This is a genomic window from Flavobacterium sp. 5 (assembly GCF_002813295.1).
In the GTDB taxonomy this organism is placed as follows: Bacteria; Bacteroidota; Bacteroidia; order Flavobacteriales; family Flavobacteriaceae; genus Flavobacterium.
Map to the genome: position 1 here is coordinate 796,202 of NZ_PHUE01000001.1, position 17,770 is coordinate 813,971.

At 32.9% G+C, this 17,770-nt stretch carries 11 protein-coding genes; 3 read left to right on the plus strand and 8 right to left on the minus strand.

Going from position 1 to position 17,770, the window contains the following annotated elements; genetic code table 11:
• Positions 1-47: 47 nt before the first annotated feature.
• Positions 48-1,241: an ADP-forming succinate--CoA ligase subunit beta gene (gene sucC / locus CLU82_RS03270; protein WP_100841744.1), complete on the minus strand. Its 1,194-nt coding sequence runs from the start codon at positions 1,239-1,241 to the stop codon at positions 48-50.
• Positions 1,242-1,649: 408 nt separating this feature from the next.
• On the opposite strand from sucC, the gene gltB reads away from it, so the two are divergent.
• The 3 genes from gltB (at position 1,650) to lysA (ending at position 9,178) form a co-directional block, all read left to right on the plus strand.
• On the plus strand, positions 1,650-6,167 hold the full coding sequence (gene gltB, locus CLU82_RS03280; RefSeq protein ID WP_100841746.1) for a glutamate synthase large subunit: 4,518 nt from the start codon (positions 1,650-1,652) through the stop codon (positions 6,165-6,167).
• A 2-nt stretch (positions 6,168-6,169) separates the two neighbouring features.
• Positions 6,170-7,624, plus strand: coding sequence for a glutamate synthase subunit beta (locus CLU82_RS03285; RefSeq protein WP_100841747.1), 1,455 nt, complete (start codon positions 6,170-6,172; stop codon positions 7,622-7,624).
• A gap of 324 nt (positions 7,625-7,948) precedes the next feature.
• Positions 7,949-9,178: a diaminopimelate decarboxylase gene (lysA, locus tag CLU82_RS03290; protein ID WP_100841748.1), complete on the plus strand. Its 1,230-nt coding sequence runs from the start codon at positions 7,949-7,951 to the stop codon at positions 9,176-9,178.
• 235 nt (positions 9,179-9,413) lie between these two features.
• Here the strand turns inward: lysA and CLU82_RS03295 are convergent, their stop codons facing one another.
• The 7 genes from CLU82_RS03295 to CLU82_RS03325 form a co-directional block, all read right to left on the minus strand.
• Positions 9,414-10,382 carry a c-type cytochrome gene (locus CLU82_RS03295; RefSeq protein WP_100841749.1) on the minus strand — a complete coding sequence of 323 codons (969 nt, stop codon included), beginning with the start codon at positions 10,380-10,382 and terminating at the stop codon, positions 9,414-9,416.
• 138 nt (positions 10,383-10,520) lie between these two features.
• Complete coding sequence (gene pafA, locus CLU82_RS03300; protein ID WP_100841750.1) at positions 10,521-12,137, minus strand: alkaline phosphatase PafA; 1,617 nt, start codon at positions 12,135-12,137, stop codon at positions 10,521-10,523.
• A 293-nt stretch (positions 12,138-12,430) separates the two neighbouring features.
• Positions 12,431-12,844 carry a hypothetical protein gene (locus CLU82_RS03305; protein WP_100841751.1) on the minus strand — a complete coding sequence of 138 codons (414 nt, stop codon included), beginning with the start codon at positions 12,842-12,844 and terminating at the stop codon, positions 12,431-12,433.
• A gap of 37 nt (positions 12,845-12,881) precedes the next feature.
• Positions 12,882-13,826, minus strand: coding sequence for a nitronate monooxygenase family protein (locus CLU82_RS03310; RefSeq protein ID WP_100841752.1), 945 nt, complete (start codon positions 13,824-13,826; stop codon positions 12,882-12,884).
• A 14-nt stretch (positions 13,827-13,840) separates the two neighbouring features.
• Positions 13,841-15,454 (minus strand): S8 family serine peptidase, encoded by a 1,614-nt coding sequence (locus CLU82_RS03315; RefSeq protein ID WP_100841753.1) that lies wholly within the window; start codon positions 15,452-15,454, stop codon positions 13,841-13,843.
• Positions 15,455-15,480: 26 nt separating this feature from the next.
• Positions 15,481-16,668 carry a tRNA 2-thiouridine(34) synthase MnmA gene (mnmA, locus tag CLU82_RS03320; protein ID WP_100841754.1) on the minus strand — a complete coding sequence of 396 codons (1,188 nt, stop codon included), beginning with the start codon at positions 16,666-16,668 and terminating at the stop codon, positions 15,481-15,483.
• 252 nt (positions 16,669-16,920) lie between these two features.
• Positions 16,921-17,637 carry a toxin-antitoxin system YwqK family antitoxin gene (locus CLU82_RS03325; RefSeq protein ID WP_100841755.1) on the minus strand — a complete coding sequence of 239 codons (717 nt, stop codon included), beginning with the start codon at positions 17,635-17,637 and terminating at the stop codon, positions 16,921-16,923.
• Positions 17,638-17,770: the final 133 nt, after the last annotated feature.

The window sequence follows — 17,770 nt, forward strand, 5'->3', positions numbered from 1 at the left end:
CTGAGCTTTCACTCAGGATTTTTAATATATTGATTTTTCTTATTGTATTAAGAAAGGGCAGCTTGTACTTGATCAGCAGCTTCTTGAAACTGAGTAGCTGATAAAATTGGCATTCCAGAATTGTCAATTAATTCTTTTGCAATTTCAGCATTTGTACCTTGCAAACGAACAATGATTGGCACTTTAATAGCGTCTCCCATGTTTTTGTAAGCATCAACAACACCTTGAGCAACACGATCACAACGAACGATTCCTCCGAAAATATTAATTAAAATTGCTTTTACGTTTTGATCTTTTAAGATGATACGGAAAGCAGTTTCAACACGTTTTGCATCAGCAGTTCCACCTACGTCAAGGAAGTTAGCAGGCTCGAAACCAGCATACTTAATTAAATCCATAGTTGCCATTGCAAGACCAGCACCGTTTACCATACATCCTACAGTTCCGTCAAGATCTACGTAGTTTAATCCTACTTCTTTAGCTTCAACTTCGATTGGATTCTCCTCACGGATGTCACGCATATCAGCATATTTCTTTTGTCTGTATAAAGCATTATCATCGATATTTACTTTAGCATCAACAGCTAAAATTTTATCGTCTGAAGTTTTTAAAACTGGGTTGATTTCGAACATAGAAGCATCAGAACCAATGTAAGCATTGTATAATGAATCGATAAATTTCACCATTTCTTTGAAAGCATTTCCAGAAAGACCTAAGTTAAAAGCAATTCTTCTAGCTTGGAAACCTTGTAATCCAACAGCTGGATCAATTTCTTCAGTAAAAATTAAGTGAGGAGTATGTTCAGCCACTTCTTCAATATCCATTCCACCTTCAGTAGAATACATAATCATGTTACGACCTGTAGCTCTGTTTAAAAGAACAGAAACATAAAACTCAGAAGTTTCACTTTCACCTGGATAATAAACATCTTCAGCGATTAAAACCTTGTGTACTTTTTTTCCTTCAGCAGAAGTTTGAGGAGTAATTAATTGCATACCGATGATTTCGCTTGCAACTCCTTCTACTTTGTCAATTCCTTTGGCAAGTTTAACTCCACCACCTTTTCCACGTCCACCTGCGTGAATTTGTGCTTTAACCACATACCAACTTGTACCAGTTTCAGTAGTTAATTGTTTTGCAGCAGCTACAGCTTCTACAGGACTATTAGCTACAATTCCGCGTTGAATGCGAACTCCATAGCTAGCTAAAATTTCTTTTCCTTGATATTCGTGTATGTTCATAATATAGAATTTGTCTGGATTCTGAATCTATTTCAGAATAAAAGTGGCACAAAAATAGCAAAATTTAATTTAATTGAAATTATTTTAATTATATAATCTATATATAAAAGTAAAAATATTGAATCACAGCACCTAAAACGTAATAGTGACTAAAATTTAAAAATAATGAGTTATTTTGTTAAAATAATTAACACTAAAAAGTATAACCCTATATTTATTACAAAAACAGATACAATCAAAAAATTAAAAAAATATTTTTTGCTGATATATCAATTCAAAAGTAAAAAATCAACATTATTATCAATTATTCATTACTTTTTTAATTTTATAGCAAAAATAGAACCTTAGTTCGAGATTCATTAGTTATATGTTATGAAATCTTTAATTTTGTAAAAAAAAATATCAAGCATGAGAGTTAAAGAACAAGGTCTTTATTTACCCGAATTTGAGCACGACAACTGTGGCGCAGGATTTATATGTAATTTGAACGGAATTAAGTCTAATGACATTATTCATAAGGCTCTGGACATCCTAATTAAGTTAGAACATCGTGGAGCTGTAAGCTCGGATGGAAGAACTGGAGATGGAGCTGGAATCTTATTTGATATACCACATGATTTCTTTAAAAAAGTATGTGATTTTGAAATTCCAGAAGTTAGAGAGTATGCTGTAGGTATGGCTTTTATGCCAAAAAGCATTAATCAAGTTGCTTTTTGTAAACAAACTTTTGAATCCGCCATAAAAGATCAGAATCTATCTATTTTAGGATGGAGAGATGTTCCTGTAGATGTTTCTAATTTAGGGCAAATAGCAGCTGAGAAAGAACCAACGGTTAAACAAGTATTTGTTGGTAAAAACGGTTTAGATATTACTGAGCAACAATTCAATGCCAAATTATTTATGGCTAGAAAAATTGCTGAGCACACGATTCGCAACTCAAGAACTTCTGAAAGTCATATGTTTTACTTTTCAAGTTGTTCTACTACTACTATAATATATAAAGGTCTATTGATGCCAGAAGATATCAGTAGATATTATACCGATTTAATGGATAGCGATTTAGTAACTCGCTTAGCATTAGTTCACCAACGTTTCTCTACCAATACTTTCCCATCATGGGATTTGGCACAACCATTTAGATATATGTGTCACAATGGTGAGATCAATACATTAAGAGGAAACGTGAGCAGAATGCGTGCTCGTGAAGAATTAATGAAAAGTGATGTTTTTGGAGATGATTTGAAAAAATTATTCCCAATCATCTTAGAAGGAAAATCAGATTCAGCTTCTATGGATATGGTTGTTGAGTTATTATTGATGACTGGTCGTTCTTTACCAGAAGTTATGATGATGGTTGTTCCTGAAGCTTGGGAAAAACACAAAACCATGTCTGATGAGAAAAAAGCATTCTACGAATACAATGCATGCATCATGGAACCATGGGATGGTCCAGCTTCGATTCCATTTACTGATGGAAACGTTATTGGAGCATTATTAGATAGAAATGGATTGCGTCCTTCACGTTATACTTTAACTAAAAGTGGTTTTGTTATCATGTCATCAGAAATTGGTGTATTGGATGTAAAACCAGAAGATGTAGTTCAACATGGAAGATTAGAGCCAGGAAAAATGTTCTTGGTTGACATGAATGAAGGCCGTATTATTGAAGATGATGAAATCAAACATTCAGTAGTAACTAAACGTCCTTATAGAGAATGGTTGGATAATAATTTGTTACAATTGGCTCAAATTCCATATACGAATAATCCAATTCCAACTGAAGAAACAGAATTCGAAACTAGACAGCGTTTGTTCGGATACACTATTGAGGATTTGAAAACTATCATTAATCCAATGGGAGGTCAAGGTAATGAAGCCTTAAGCTCTATGGGTAATGACACTCCTCTTGCAGTTTTATCAGATCAGCCTCAATTGTTGTATAATTATTTCAAACAGTTATTTGCTCAAGTTACCAACCCTCCTTTGGATGGTATTCGTGAAGAAATAATCACAGATACAAGTTTAGCAGTTGGTGCAGATTACAACATCTTCGATATCACTGATATTCATTGTAAAAAAATAAAAATTCAAAACCCTGTTATCTCTAATGAGGATTTGGATAAAATAAGAAACATTGATCATGCCGATTTTAAATCTGCTACTATTTCTACTTTATACAAAATAGAAAAAGGAGTAAATGGTTTAGAGCGTGCTTTAGAAAAATGTGTACAAGCAACTTTTAAAGCAGTTAACGAAGGTGCAAATATCATTATACTTTCTGATAGAGGTGTTAGTGAAAAAATGGCTCCAATACCAATGTTATTGGCAACATCTTATATTCACCACTCTTTGAATCTTTTAAAAGTTCGTTCAAATTTTGGCATCATCATCGAATCTGCTGAACCACGTGAGCCGCATCATTTTGCTTTATTATTTGGATATGGTGCTAGTGCGATCAACCCTTACATGGTAAATGAAATTCTTCATGACCAAGTAAATCAAGGTTTTATTACAGGAGTAAAAGCAGATTATGCAATTACAAACTATAATAAAGCTATTGCAAAAGGGATTCTGAAAATTATGAACAAAATAGGAATCTCTACTTTACATTCTTATAAAGCAGCTCAGATTTTTGAAATTCTAGGTTTAAATAAAACTTTTACTTCTAAATACTTCCCTTATACTCCTTCAAGAATAGAAGGTATTGGTCTAATGGAAATTGAAAGAGAAGTTAAGAAAAGACACCAAAACGCTTTCCCAAAATCTAAAATTGCAAATCTATTGCCATTAGAAATTGGTGGAATTTACAGATGGAGAAGAAATGGTGAAAAACACATGTTCAATCCAACTACAATCTCAAAATTGCAGCAAGCGGTTCGATTGAATAGCCCAGAAAGCTATAAAGAATACTCTAATATGGTTAATGAACAAAGTGAAAACTTGATGACCATTAGAGGTTTATTTGAATTTAATAATTTAGATCCAATTTCTATTGACGAAGTAGAACCATGGACTGAAATTGTGAAAAAATTCAAAACTGGAGCTATGTCTTACGGATCTATCAGCCAGGAAGCTCACGAAAATCTAGCGATTGCGATGAACAGAATTGGAGGTAAATCTAATTCTGGTGAAGGTGGAGAAAACCCAAAACGTTTCCAAAAAGAATTGAATGGTGACTCTAAAAATAGTGCTATCAAACAAGTAGCATCTGGACGATTTGGAGTATCTATCAACTATTTGACAAATGCTCAAGAGATTCAGATAAAAATGGCTCAAGGTGCAAAACCTGGAGAAGGTGGTCAATTACCTGGTGAAAAAGTTGTGCCTTGGATTGCAGAAACAAGAAATTCTACTCCTTATGTAGGTCTTATTTCTCCTCCTCCGCACCACGATATTTACTCTATTGAAGATTTATCTCAATTGATATTTGATTTAAAAAATGCCAACAGAGAAGCTAGAGTTAACGTTAAGTTAGTTGCTGAAGTTGGAGTTGGAACTATTGCTGCTGGTGTTGCTAAAGCAAAAGCAGACGTTATATTAATTTCTGGATATGATGGAGGAACAGGTGCTGCACCATTAACTTCATTACAACATACAGGTATTCCATGGGAACTTGGTCTTGCCGAAGCACAGCAAACTTTAATATTGAATGATTTAAGAAGCCGTGTGGTTTTAGAATGTGATGGTCAATTGAAAACGGGACGTGACGTAGCTATCGCTGCCTTACTTGGTGCTGAAGAATTTGGATTTGCAACTGCACCTCTTGTAGCTTCAGGTTGTATCATGATGAGAGCTTGCCACTTGAATACTTGCCCAGTAGGTATTGCAACACAAGATCCTGAATTGAGAAAGAATTTCAAAGGAACTCCAGAGCACATTATTAACTTCATGTACTTTATCGCTGAAGAGTTAAGAGAAATTATGGCTCAACTTGGTTTCAGAACATTGAAAGAAATGGTTGGACAATCTCAAAAACTAAATGTTAATAAAGCTATCAAGCATTATAAAGCAAATGGTTTAGATTTATCTACTATTCTTTACAAACCAGAGAAAGCAAAAACAGTTCCAAATCACAATACAACTACTCAAGATCACGCATTAGAAAATGTACTTGATTTTGACATTATAAAAGCAGCTATTCCTTCTATTTATAGAAAAGAAAGAACTAGAGTTACATTTGATATCAAAAATACAGACCGTTCTGTAGGTGCGATTTTAAGTAATGAAATTTCAAAAATATATGGTTCTCAAGGATTACCTGAAGATACTATTCTTGTTGACTTTACAGGTTCTGCAGGACAAAGTTTTGGAGCTTTTGCTACTAATGGATTATCATTTAAGATTCATGGAAACTGTAATGACTATTTAGGAAAAGGACTTTCTGGAGGTAAATTAATTATCAAAGTACCACCTACAGCTACTTTTGTACCAGAAGATAATATTATTATTGGTAACGTGGCTCTATACGGTGCAATCACTGGAGAGGCTTATATCAATGGTATGGCTGGAGAACGTTTTGCAGTTAGAAACTCTGGAGCTACTGCTGTTGTTGAAGGAATTGGAGACCACGGTTGTGAATACATGACTGGAGGAACAGTAGTTATTCTTGGTAAAACAGGAAGAAACTTCGCAGCTGGTATGAGCGGTGGTGTTGCTTATGTTTATGACGACAAAAAGAAATTTGAAGATGGATTGTGCAATATGGAAATGGTTGCCTTAGAAACATTAGAAGAAGAAGATTTAGCTAAATTAAAACGCTTGATCAAAAATCATTCAATGTACACCAATAGTCCTTTAGCGAAACGCTTATTAGGAGATTGGGAAAATGAGAGCAAACATTTCATAAAAGTTATGCCAACAGATTACAAAAAAGCATTACAAAGATTGGCAGAAGAAAAGCAAATTCAAGAATTAATAGCACAATAGTCATGGGGAAAATAGGAGGATTTAAAGAATATAATAGAGCCGACGAAAGTAACGTTGCTGTTCAAGAAAGAGTTACAAATTATAATGAGTTTACAATTCCGTTATCAAAAGAAAAAATCAAAGAACAAGGTTCTAGATGTATGGATTGCGGAATTCCATTTTGCCATAGTTCTTGCCCATTAGGAAATTTAATTCCTGATTTTAATGACATGGTACACCAAGAAGAATGGGAAAGTGCATTGGAAATTTTACAATCAACCAATAACTTTCCAGAATTTACAGGTCGTTTATGTCCTGCTCCATGTGAAAAATCATGTGTACTAGGAATAATACAAGAACCAGTTGCTATCGAGAACATTGAAAAAAATATTATCGAAAGAGGTTTTGCTGAAGGATGGATCAAACCACAAACTCCAGAAGTAAGAACAGGAAAAACTATTGCTGTAATTGGATCTGGTCCTGCTGGATTGGCTGCTGCTCAACAATTAAACCGTGCAGGTCATACTGTTACTGTTTTCGAAAGAGACAATGCAATAGGAGGTTTATTACGTTATGGAATTCCAAATTTTAAATTAGAAAAAGGAATTATAGACAGACGTGTTAAAGTATTAGAAGCTGAAGGAATTACTTTTAAAACGAATATAAACGTAGGTGTTAACTTTAGTGTAGAAGAATTAAATTCTTTTGATTCTATCGTATTATGCGGTGGAGCTACCGAAAGAAGAGGATTACCTACTAAAGGTGCAGACAGTAAAGGTGTTGTTCAAGCAATGGATTTCTTGACACAACAAACTAAAGTAGTTTTTGGTGAAAAAATAGAAGATCAAGTATTAGCTACTGGTAAAGATGTTATCGTTATCGGTGGTGGTGATACAGGTTCTGACTGTGTTGGAACTTCAAACAGACATGGTGCAAAATCGGTTACGAATTTTGAAATCATGCCAAAACCACCAATCGGAAGAAGTGAAACTACTCCTTGGCCATTTTGGCCTTTACAGTTGAAAACATCTTCATCTCATGAAGAAGGATGTGATAGAAACTGGTTAATTAATACTAAAGAATTCCTTGCTAACGAAAAAGGAGAATTAGTAGGATTGAAAACTGTTGAAGTTCAATGGAAATTAACTCCAGGACAAAGACCAGAATTAATCGAAAAAGAAGGTTCTGAAAAGACTTGGCCTTGTGATTTGGCCTTGTTAGCTTTAGGGTTTACAGGTCCAGAAAAAACATTAGCAGAGCAATTAGGTTTAGAAGTTGATTTTAGAACTAATTATAAAGCTACCAATTATCAAACGAATGTTCCTCACATCTTCACTGCTGGAGATATGAGAAGAGGACAATCTTTAATTGTATGGGCTATCTCTGAAGGTCGTGAAGCTGCAAGAGAAGTTGATTTATATTTGATGGGGTATAGCAATTTGCCAACAAAAGGAAATGGTGATTTACCTGCTTTGTAATATTTGAAACAATAAATTAAAAAATCCCTTGATATCATTTTTATCAAGGGATTTATTTTTTAAATCAGATTAAAATTTCAATTCGTTAAAAATTTAATTATTTATCAAAAATTACGTTAACGAATTATTCATTAAATCATTCGATATTTGATTTATTAGATATCTTATAGTTTTTTTTTAAAAACATAAAAGTTAAAAAAATCAACAAACACGAAGTATTTGTTACAATAAAAACAAATTGTTATATTTTGTTAAATAGTTTCAAATTGTTTGGTCGTAATATCAAAGAATAATAAATTTGTAAAAAATTAGAAATAAATAAAGATGCAAGCAAACGATTTACTACACTTAGCAGAACAATTTGGAAGTCCACTTTATGTGTATGATGCAGAGAAAATACAATCCCAGTATAATCGGTTAACGAAGGCATTTTCAAAGGTTGCCAATTTACGCATAAATTACGCCATGAAGGCTTTATCCAATGTTGCCATTCTTCAGCTATTAAGAGATATGGGATCTGGATTAGATACGGTTTCCATTCAAGAAGTACTATTGGGTTTACATGCTGGTTATGCTCCAGAAAAAATATTTTACACACCAAACGGTGTTTCCCTAGAAGAAATAGAAGAAGTACATGCATTAGGTGTACAAATTAATATTGACAACTTATCTATATTGGAGCAATTTGGTGCAAAACACCCACATGTTCCAGTTTGTATACGCATCAATCCACACGTTATGGCAGGTGGAAACGCTAACATTTCAGTAGGACATATCGATAGTAAATTTGGTATTTCTGTACACCAGTTGCCTCATTTGGTACGTATTGTTGAGAATACAAACATGAATATTGTTGGTATCCACATGCATACTGGATCGGACATTTTGGATATTGAAGTATTTTTATATGCAGCTGAAATTTTATTTGATGCAGCAAAAAACTTCAAAAACTTAGAGTTTTTAGATTTCGGAAGCGGATTCAAAGTTCCTTACAAAAAAGATGATATCGCAACTGACATAGATGAATTAGGTAAAAAATTATCTAAAAGATTCAATGCTTTCTGTACAGAATACGGTAAAGATTTGACTTTAATATTTGAACCAGGAAAATTCTTAGTGAGTGAAGCCGGATTCTTTTTAGCTAAAGTAAACGTAGTAAAGCAAACTACTTCTACTGTTTTTGCAGGAATTGATAGTGGATTTAATCACTTGATTCGTCCAATGCTTTATGGTTCTCAGCATTTTATTGAAAACATATCTAATCCAAAAGGAAAAGAGCGTTTTTACTCTGTTGTAGGATACATTTGCGAAACAGATACTTTTGCAACCAACAGAAGAATTTCAGAAATAAAAGAAGGAGATATTTTATCTTTCCGTAACGCTGGAGCTTATTGCTTCTCAATGTCTTCTAATTATAATTCCAGATACAAACCAGCTGAAGTATTATGGATGAATGGTAAAGGATATTTGATCAGAGCACATGAAAAATTTGAAGATTTATTACAAAATCAAATTTCATTGCCAGTAGAAAAGAAAGAAACTGCAACAGTTTAATAACTAAAAATCCCGAAATAACATTCGGGATTTTTTTATGTCAAAAAACTGATTTTGATTACTATTGTAGATAAAAACAAAGAAGTACTATGTTTGTCTTTAGCCCTGATCGAAACGGCATCCTTTTCTTTTTTCCTTTAAAAAAGAAAAGATATAGTGTAGAGCAGGTACAATGTTCCTAAAAATGTCTAATGTTTCTGCTCCAAAATAAAACAATAAAACTAAATTTAAAAAATCAAGGATTAACGAATTTTTCGATACTATTATGTATTGGTTTTATGGTTTTTAAATAAGCATAAATTGCTTTTAAATCATCTTCTTTCATTTTACCATACATCGTCCAGGGCATAACAGTGTTAAAAGTACCTTTTGTTACTTTATTTGGGACGTAAGTGCTGTCTGTGTAGGATTTAAAACGTTTTACAAAATCTGCTTCTGTCCATTTTCCAATACCAGTATTTTTATCCTGTGTTATATTAGCAGATTTAACTATTCCTCCCGTTACCATAGGAAACTCAAAACCACCTGCCAATTCCATGCCTTCAATTGGTTTACCTTTATCCTGTTTAGAATGGCATTCGGAGCATGAAGCTGCATTAAAAAGATAGTCTCCATAAGCAACTGAATTACTTTTAGATGGTATTTTAGAATAATGTGGTGCTTTTGGGATTGTATTAATTATGAAACTCATTGGAAAATCAGCAACCGATTCTGGAACCACATTTTTGATAGATTTTAAGCTTCTTAAATACACAATAATAGAAACCAGATCCTCTTTATCCATTTTACCAAAATTAGGATGCGGCATGACAGGAAATAAAGCCGTACCATTTTTAGTAACACCACTTGTAATTGCCCTTAAGATTTCAGCATCACTCCAATCACCAATTCCGGAAGGAGTAATATTTTTGGAATAAAAACTTCCAGGAAACCCAAATCTTTGATCAAAAACCTCTCCACCTTTACCAAGAGTCCCTTCAACTAATGGTCCTGAAAATTCATTCCAATTTCTAGTTGAGTGGCAATCAATACAAACACAAACATTATTAGCTAAATATTTCCCGCGTTCTAATCTGCTTGTTGTCGACTCAACTTTAAGATATTCTAATTCACCAACATTAGGTAACGCGAATTTTACATACAGCAAGAATGCTACTAAACCAATTACAAGTACCAATAAAATTCTTTTAATAATTCTCTTCATAATTAAAAAATATTTAAATAAAACTATTTCAATTTAACAGTTTTAACTTTAATTATTCAAAAATAACAAAAAAACATATAAAACTAAAAAATCCCATTCGTCTAAACAAATGGGATTTTTTATTACTTCTAAAACAATTTATTTCTTAACAAACAATTCTTCTAAAACTTCAGCTTCTGAACCGTTTGGAGTAGTAATTTTAAGCATTTTAGAAAGAGTCGGAGCAATTTCTGTAATATATTCTTTTTTATTAGATTCACCTTTTGGAACATGCCAACCATAAAAAAGTAACGGCACATTAGTATCATAACTATTAGGAGTTCCGTGAGTAGTTCCTGTCTCTATGCTTTCCAAATATCCCGCACCTTGAAGAACAACAAGATCACCACTTTGTTTAACATCATATCCCTTAAATATAAAATTTAAATAATAATCCTGACCGGTAGCACCCAAAATCTCTTCTTGCGTATATACTCTCTTAATGTAATCTTGTGTCATTAAAAAATCTTTGAAACTTTGTTTTACTTTAGGTAGTTCCAAGCCTTTTTCTTTTATTAGTTCTCTATTTAAGAAAACATTAAAGTTAGAATAATTCGACACTAAATTAACCCCAAATGTATCCGTTGAAAATTTATTAAGGGAATTAAAAATTTCCTTTGAAGGTATGTTTGTTACATTATATTTACGGTCTTTCAAATAAATAGGATTTTCAGCAACAGCATGATCTGCAGTTAAGAAAACCAAATAATTATCTTTACCCACAGTCTTATCCAAATTCTCCAAGAAAGCAGCAATAGTAAGATCCAAACGTAAATAAGTATCTTGAACTTCCATAGATCTTGGACCAAAATTATGCCCTACATAATCAGTTGAAGAAAAACTTACAGCTAAGAAATCGGTAATATTATCTTTTCCCAGTTCTTCTTTATCTATTGCTCTTATGGCTAATTCCGCCAAAAAGTCATTCCCAAATGGAGTTGATTTCAAAACTTCCATTCCACTTTCTTTATAAACTTTACTTAAATCATAAGGAAATACAGGAGGTAATATTTTACCTAAATTACCTTCATAAGGATTATTGTCAGGTAAACTTTCGTTATAAGTTTCAACAGGCTTCAATAAACTCCATCCTTTATCGATATATTTCATGTAATTCTTCTCAGCATTGAATTGAGTAACCCAATCCGGCATTTTATCGCCATAAAAAGTACTCGAAATAAACGCTCCCGATTTAGTACACCAAAAAGCCCAATTAGCAAAATGACCAGCTGGTAAAATAGCACCACGATCTTTAATACTCAAACCAATAACTTTACCCTTAAAGTTTGTTGCCATTCTCAATTCATCGGTAATTGTAGTACTCAAAAGATTTTTCGGAGACATTGCTCCTTCTTTTTCAGCCCCTTCTACTAGTGTTTTAACACCAGCATCATCTGTACAATACATACTTTTTCCAATCGAACGAATGTACCAATCATTTCCAATAATTCCATGTGTAGCAGGAGTAGTACCCGTATAAATGGAAGCATGCCCTGGGGCGGTAAATGTAGGTACATAATTATAATTCATGTTGTTAAAAGTAAACCCATCCTCCATCAACCTCTTAAAACCGTTAGCAGAAAAATCATCCGAAAACCGATATAAATACTCCATTTTCATTTGATCTACAACAATACCAACAACCAATTTTGGTCGTTGTTGTGCCTGACTTTGGATAGCAAAAACACAAACTAAAAGCAAAATAATTTTTCTCATAATATATTTAAATGGTGAACAAAAATACTCTTTATCTTGTAAAAAAACTTAAAAACACAACTAATAAAACAACAAGTTAACCCATTGTTAACCAAAATTTATTAAATACTCAAAACAATCAGGGCGTGACCACAATATAAAAAGGGGCTCCTTTAGATTATCTAGAGATGCCCCTTTTTATATTGCGGTCGGGCTATCCATGCTGCTCCGGCAGCTTATTTCTATCCCTCACGCTCACTCCAATCAAGAAAATTATTTTTACAATCAACTAACATAAAGCAAATTACAAAAGACTACTCAAAATTGACGACATTATAAACTAACACTCGGTCATCATATTTGATATATAACTGTTTCCTGTTTTCTTGATTTTTTCTGGTAATAAACGAAAGTGTACAATCTTCTCCGTTATTATCTTTACAGACAAAAGGATAAATAAGATCTGTTTCACTTTCTTCAGCATGAAGATATTCTACAATTTCAAATAACTGAATTGCTTCCGAATAGATCACAATTCTATTTTTATTGGTATCTAAATTGATTAAAATGTTAACCAATTTTAATTCACTCCAATCACCATATTTGCCATTTGCATCTTTTGCAGCAACACTTAAACCAGTAGTTTTGAATTTATACACTTGACTGAATCCCTGATTTAACCCAAAAAAAAGAAACAGTAATAAAAACGTATTTTTTAACTTAATCATTATCTAAAATTTTGTAGAAAAGCAAATATAGGAATTTTTAAAAATCAAATTGGACAACTTCTTGTTTTGCTTGTTCGAATTCGGCAATCATAGTATCAATTATTTCTTTTACGGGTAATATCTCTTTGATCAAACCAGCAATTTGGCCAATTTCTAATTCTCCTTCCTCTAAATCCCCTTCGAACATGCCTCTTTTAGCTCTGGCTCTTCCCAACAAAGTTGCTAATTCTTCTTTGCCAGGACAGTTACTATATAATTGTTGTACATCTTCGTAAAATTTATTTTTAATTAAACGAACAGGTGCCAACTCTTTTAAAGTCAATTGAGTTCCTCCTTCTTGAAGATCAACGATAGTCTGCTTAAATTTTTCATGTGATGAAGATTCCAACGAAGCAGCAAATCGACTCCCTACTTGTACACCATTAGCGCCAAGAGTCATTGTTGCAAGCATTCCACGTCCAGTTGCAATTCCTCCAGCGGCAATTAACGGAATCGAGATTTTATCTTTTACCATAGGAATCAAAGTAAGTGTCGTAGTTTCCTCTCTTCCATTATGCCCCCCCGCTTCAAAACCTTCAGCAACAACAGCATCTACACCTGCTTCTTGAGCTTTTAAGGCAAAAACAGTACTGCTTACTACATGAACTACCATTATTCCTTTTTCTTTCAAAAAAGAAGTCCAAGTTTTAGGATTTCCTGCTGATGTAAAAACAATCTTAACTTCTTCATCAACAATAATTTTCATTATCTCTTCAATATTGGGATACAACAATGGTACATTTACTCCAAAAGGCTTATCGGTTGCTTTTTTACATTTTTGAATATGTTCTCTCAATATTTCCGGATACATGGAACCTGCTCCAATTAGCCCTAATCCTCCTGCATTACTCACTGCACTAGCTAATTTATAACCGCTGTTCCAAATCATTCCTCCTTGAACGATTGGATATTTAATATTGAAAAGACTTGTAATTTTGTTCATATGTAAAGAGAAAATTATTGTTTGATTAGTTTACCCGAAGATACGTTACCATCCCAATTTATGGTGTAAATATACATTCCAGCTTGTAAATTTTTTAAAGAAATGGAAGGCAGTTCTCTGGTAATTGTTTGTTCTAATATTTTTTGACCAAGAATAGAATAAACTCGAAATATTCCATCATCAAAATTATCAGAAAAAGAAACGGTGCTTAAATTATTAGCAGGATTGGGATATAAAAAAATATCTTTTTTATAAAAATCTTTTACACCTAATCCTCCAGACAAAGCTAAACTAAAATCCGGAATTCCATATCCATATTGATTATTTGGCACAGTATATCTATCTGCCGATTTTATAATTAAATCTTTAATTTCCTGATTGGTTTTATCCGGAAAGGCTTGCCATAAACAGGCTACTAATCCCGCTGTTATTGGGCTAGAAAAAGAAGTTCCGTTTGCTGTTCCAATTACTCCAGATTCATCCGATAAAACAACTGCTTGCCCTTGTGCCATAACATCTGGTTTTATCCTTCCATCAAATGAGGGACCAATCGAACTAAAACTCGTTACCGTTTTTGAGGATTTTACCGCCCCTACTGTAAGCACAGAAATACCATCTGCGGGAGCTCCTATATATGGATTTGAAGTCTCACCTTCATTTCCCGCAGAAACTACTATTATCATTCCTCGAGAAAAAGCAATTTCTGCTCCACGGGTCATAAAAGTAGTTTTACCATCCATCTCTGCATAGGTATGATTATAAGATGTTTTATCAAACTCAAAATATCCTAAAGAGGTATTAATAACATCCACCCCCAAACTATCTGCTTTTTCAGCTGCTTCCACCCAATAGGATTCTTCTACAGGATTTTCACTCGAATCATCTTCAGTTCTAAATAAATAATAGGACGCATCTGGAGCAGTTCCAATAAGTGAGCCTTCTTTATATCCTCCCATGCACGAAAGAACCATAGTACCATGTGAATCTCCTGTATAAAAATCAGCACTTTTATTCACAAAATCATAACCTCCTAAAATTTGATTATTGGCAATAAGCCTTTGAAAAGGCTGAGCTGTATTAACACCTGGAAAACCAGCATCCATAACTGCAATTATTTTTCCAGAACCAGTATAATTTTGTTGGTGTAAATTATCGCCATTAACCATTTGGATTTGGTTCGCCGAACTTCCATAAGCAAAATCAATTTGAGTTTCTAAAACTTTACTAATCGATTTTATTTTAGTCTCAGTAGCAAACCTTGCAGTCGAATTAAGTGTTTTATTAGCAAAATCAACTCTATCAACAATAGATAAGGCTTTCAAAGAATTAATTGACTCCTGTGTACCTCTAACGTATAATGCATTTAGCCATTTAGATTGCGCCATAACAGTAATACCCGAAACAGTTTTAATTTGACTGATAAAACTTTTGTCGATAGGAATATCTTTGGAATCTAAAATAATATTTTGCTTAGTCCTTCTGTCTAAAGCTCTTTGAGAAAGCATTAGCAAAGGATTCTCAAAATAAGATTGAGAATTATTTTTTACTTTAAAATATACCCAAGCATCTTCCTGAGCAAAGCCAGAAAAACAAGAAAAAAACAAAATAAATAATACTATTTTTTTCATGCTAAGCTATCAATTAAAATTTTACTTTATGAAATAACTCCAGAACCAATTAGTTCATCATTCAAATACCAAGCTGCAAATTGTCCTTCGGTAATGGCTGATTGAGGTTCCTCAAATGAAATATACATACCTCTTTCAAATTGATGCAAGATTGCTTTTTGCAAAGGCTGTCTGTATCGAATGCGTACCATTACTTCCATTGTATCACCTTCTGCTAATCTCAAATCTTTACGAACCCAATGTACTTCTGATTTATCAATAAATAATGCTTTCTTGAATAATCCAGGATGCATGCTAGACAAACCCGTATAAATAGTATTAGTTTCAACATCTGTAGCAATAACAAACAATGGATCTGTTGTTCCTCCTACGTTCAATCCTTTTCTTTGACCAACAGTAAAATAATGTGCTCCCTGATGTTTCCCCATTACTTTTCCCATTTTTGGAGTATATGGTAATTTTCTAGAGGCAAAAGACAATCCCTCTTCAACAGATAATTCCTCTTTACTATCATCAGAATATACAGGATCATTTTTATCAATTTGAATAATTGTACCTTCTTTGGGCTGTAATTTTTGTTGCAAAAATTCAGGTAAACGCACTTTTCCAATAAAACATAATCCTTGAGAATCTTTCTTTTCGGCAGTAACCAATTCCATTTCGGCAGCAATTTCTCTTACTTCAGGTTTGGTTAATTCACCAATTGGGAACAACGCTTTAGACAATTGTTCCTGTGATAATTGACATAAAAAATAAGATTGATCTTTATTATTATCTACACCTGCAAGAAGTTGATATACTTTTTCACCATTAACTTCAACTTCACCTTTTCGACAATAATGTCCAGTAGCCACATAATCAGCACCAAGACTTAAAGCGATTTTCATAAAAACGTCAAATTTTATTTCGCGATTACAAAGTACATCAGGATTTGGAGTTCTTCCTTTTTCGTATTCGCTGAACATATAATCAACGATTTTTTCTTGATACTGCTCACTCAAATCAACCGTTTGAAAAGGAATTCCTAATTTTTCAGCAACTAATAAAGCATCATTACTATCTTCCAACCACGGACATTCATTAGAAATAGTCACTGAATCATCGTGCCAATTCTTCATAAAAAGACCTATTACTTCATATCCTTGTTGTTGCAATAAATAAGCTGCAACACTAGAATCTACACCACCTGAAAGACCAACAACTACACGTTTCATATACCAAATTATATTATTTCCCAATAGATATTAGGGATAATTCACATAACCCAATTGGCAATTACAACCAACTAAAGATTATGTTTCTTCATTTTAAAAATTTAAATGCTTGAAATTTTAATCGAATGCAAAAGTACAAATAATAACACTAGTTATAGTTATACAATAGATTGATGAAAACAATACTACAATAATCTAAGTCAATACTTTTGTTACTCATTGTCATCATCCCAAATAATTTTTCATGAAAAACTAATCTGTTTTTACTTTATCTCTCTTAAGTTGTGGCTTTTTCGGTTTATTCATATTTTCTTCTTTAGTTAATTTTCCGTCACTAAAAAACTGCCACATACCTACTTTCTTACCATTTTTAAACATCCCTTTAGCAATAACTTGATCATTTGGATCTTTATAAATGGCCTCTCCTTCATATTCCCCATTCTTAAAAAAGCTACTTTCCATAACAATACCTGTTTCCGAATATTTCTTATAGGCACCTTCTTTTAAGCCTTTTTTATAAATAGTTTCATCAACAATTTTACCGCTAGGGTAATACACCGTTCTGGTTCCTTCTAATTTTCCGTTTTTATAATTCTCCAATGTCATTATCACTTTTGAAGCTTTGTGATAATATTTCCAAGGTCCTTCACGCAATTTATTGATCTCTTTGCCCTCGCTCACAATATTCTTCTTTTGATCATAAAAAATAGTATAGCATGAATTATCCGCAGGACTAAATGTTCTTGTTGCTATAACAGATTGTGCTTTGGTATCATCAAAGAAATTAAAAACACCTATTTCCTTTCCATGCTCAAAAGTACCCTCGTATCTAGGCCTCCCCGATTCCTCATAAAATCCCTTCCACACACCATGTTTTTTTCCTTTATCATCTATAGGATTGTTATCCGTTTGAGAAAAAACAACTTGACAAAATAAAACAAAGGTTAAAACTCTAAAAATAGCAAACATATAATTTTAATTAAATTGTCTAAAAATCAATATTATAACTTTAAAAAAATACTAATAGTATGTTCTTATTTTTTATTTCATAAAAGTACGCAAAACACAGTACTTAAAAATTAATACTCTTTATAAAAAACAA

What these genes read in the sequence shown, in the direction of transcription:
- sucC (WP_100841744.1), bottom strand. Translation starts at nt 1,241, where the DNA reads ATGAACATACACGAATATCAAGGAAAAGAAATTTTAGCTAGCTATGGA.
- CLU82_RS03315 (WP_100841753.1), bottom strand. Translation starts at nt 15,454, where the DNA reads ATGAAAAAAATAGTATTATTTATTTTGTTTTTTTCTTGTTTTTCTGGC.
- CLU82_RS03305 (WP_100841751.1), bottom strand. Translation starts at nt 12,844, where the DNA reads ATGATTAAGTTAAAAAATACGTTTTTATTACTGTTTCTTTTTTTTGGG.
- CLU82_RS03310 (WP_100841752.1), bottom strand. Translation starts at nt 13,826, where the DNA reads ATGAACAAAATTACAAGTCTTTTCAATATTAAATATCCAATCGTTCAA.
- CLU82_RS03295 (WP_100841749.1), bottom strand. Translation starts at nt 10,382, where the DNA reads ATGAAGAGAATTATTAAAAGAATTTTATTGGTACTTGTAATTGGTTTA.
- CLU82_RS03325 (WP_100841755.1), bottom strand. Translation starts at nt 17,637, where the DNA reads ATGTTTGCTATTTTTAGAGTTTTAACCTTTGTTTTATTTTGTCAAGTT.
- lysA (WP_100841748.1), top strand. Translation starts at nt 7,949, where the DNA reads ATGCAAGCAAACGATTTACTACACTTAGCAGAACAATTTGGAAGTCCA.
- gltB (WP_100841746.1), top strand. Translation starts at nt 1,650, where the DNA reads ATGAGAGTTAAAGAACAAGGTCTTTATTTACCCGAATTTGAGCACGAC.
- mnmA (WP_100841754.1), bottom strand. Translation starts at nt 16,668, where the DNA reads ATGAAACGTGTAGTTGTTGGTCTTTCAGGTGGTGTAGATTCTAGTGTT.
- CLU82_RS03285 (WP_100841747.1), top strand. Translation starts at nt 6,170, where the DNA reads ATGGGGAAAATAGGAGGATTTAAAGAATATAATAGAGCCGACGAAAGT.
- pafA (WP_100841750.1), bottom strand. Translation starts at nt 12,137, where the DNA reads ATGAGAAAAATTATTTTGCTTTTAGTTTGTGTTTTTGCTATCCAAAGT.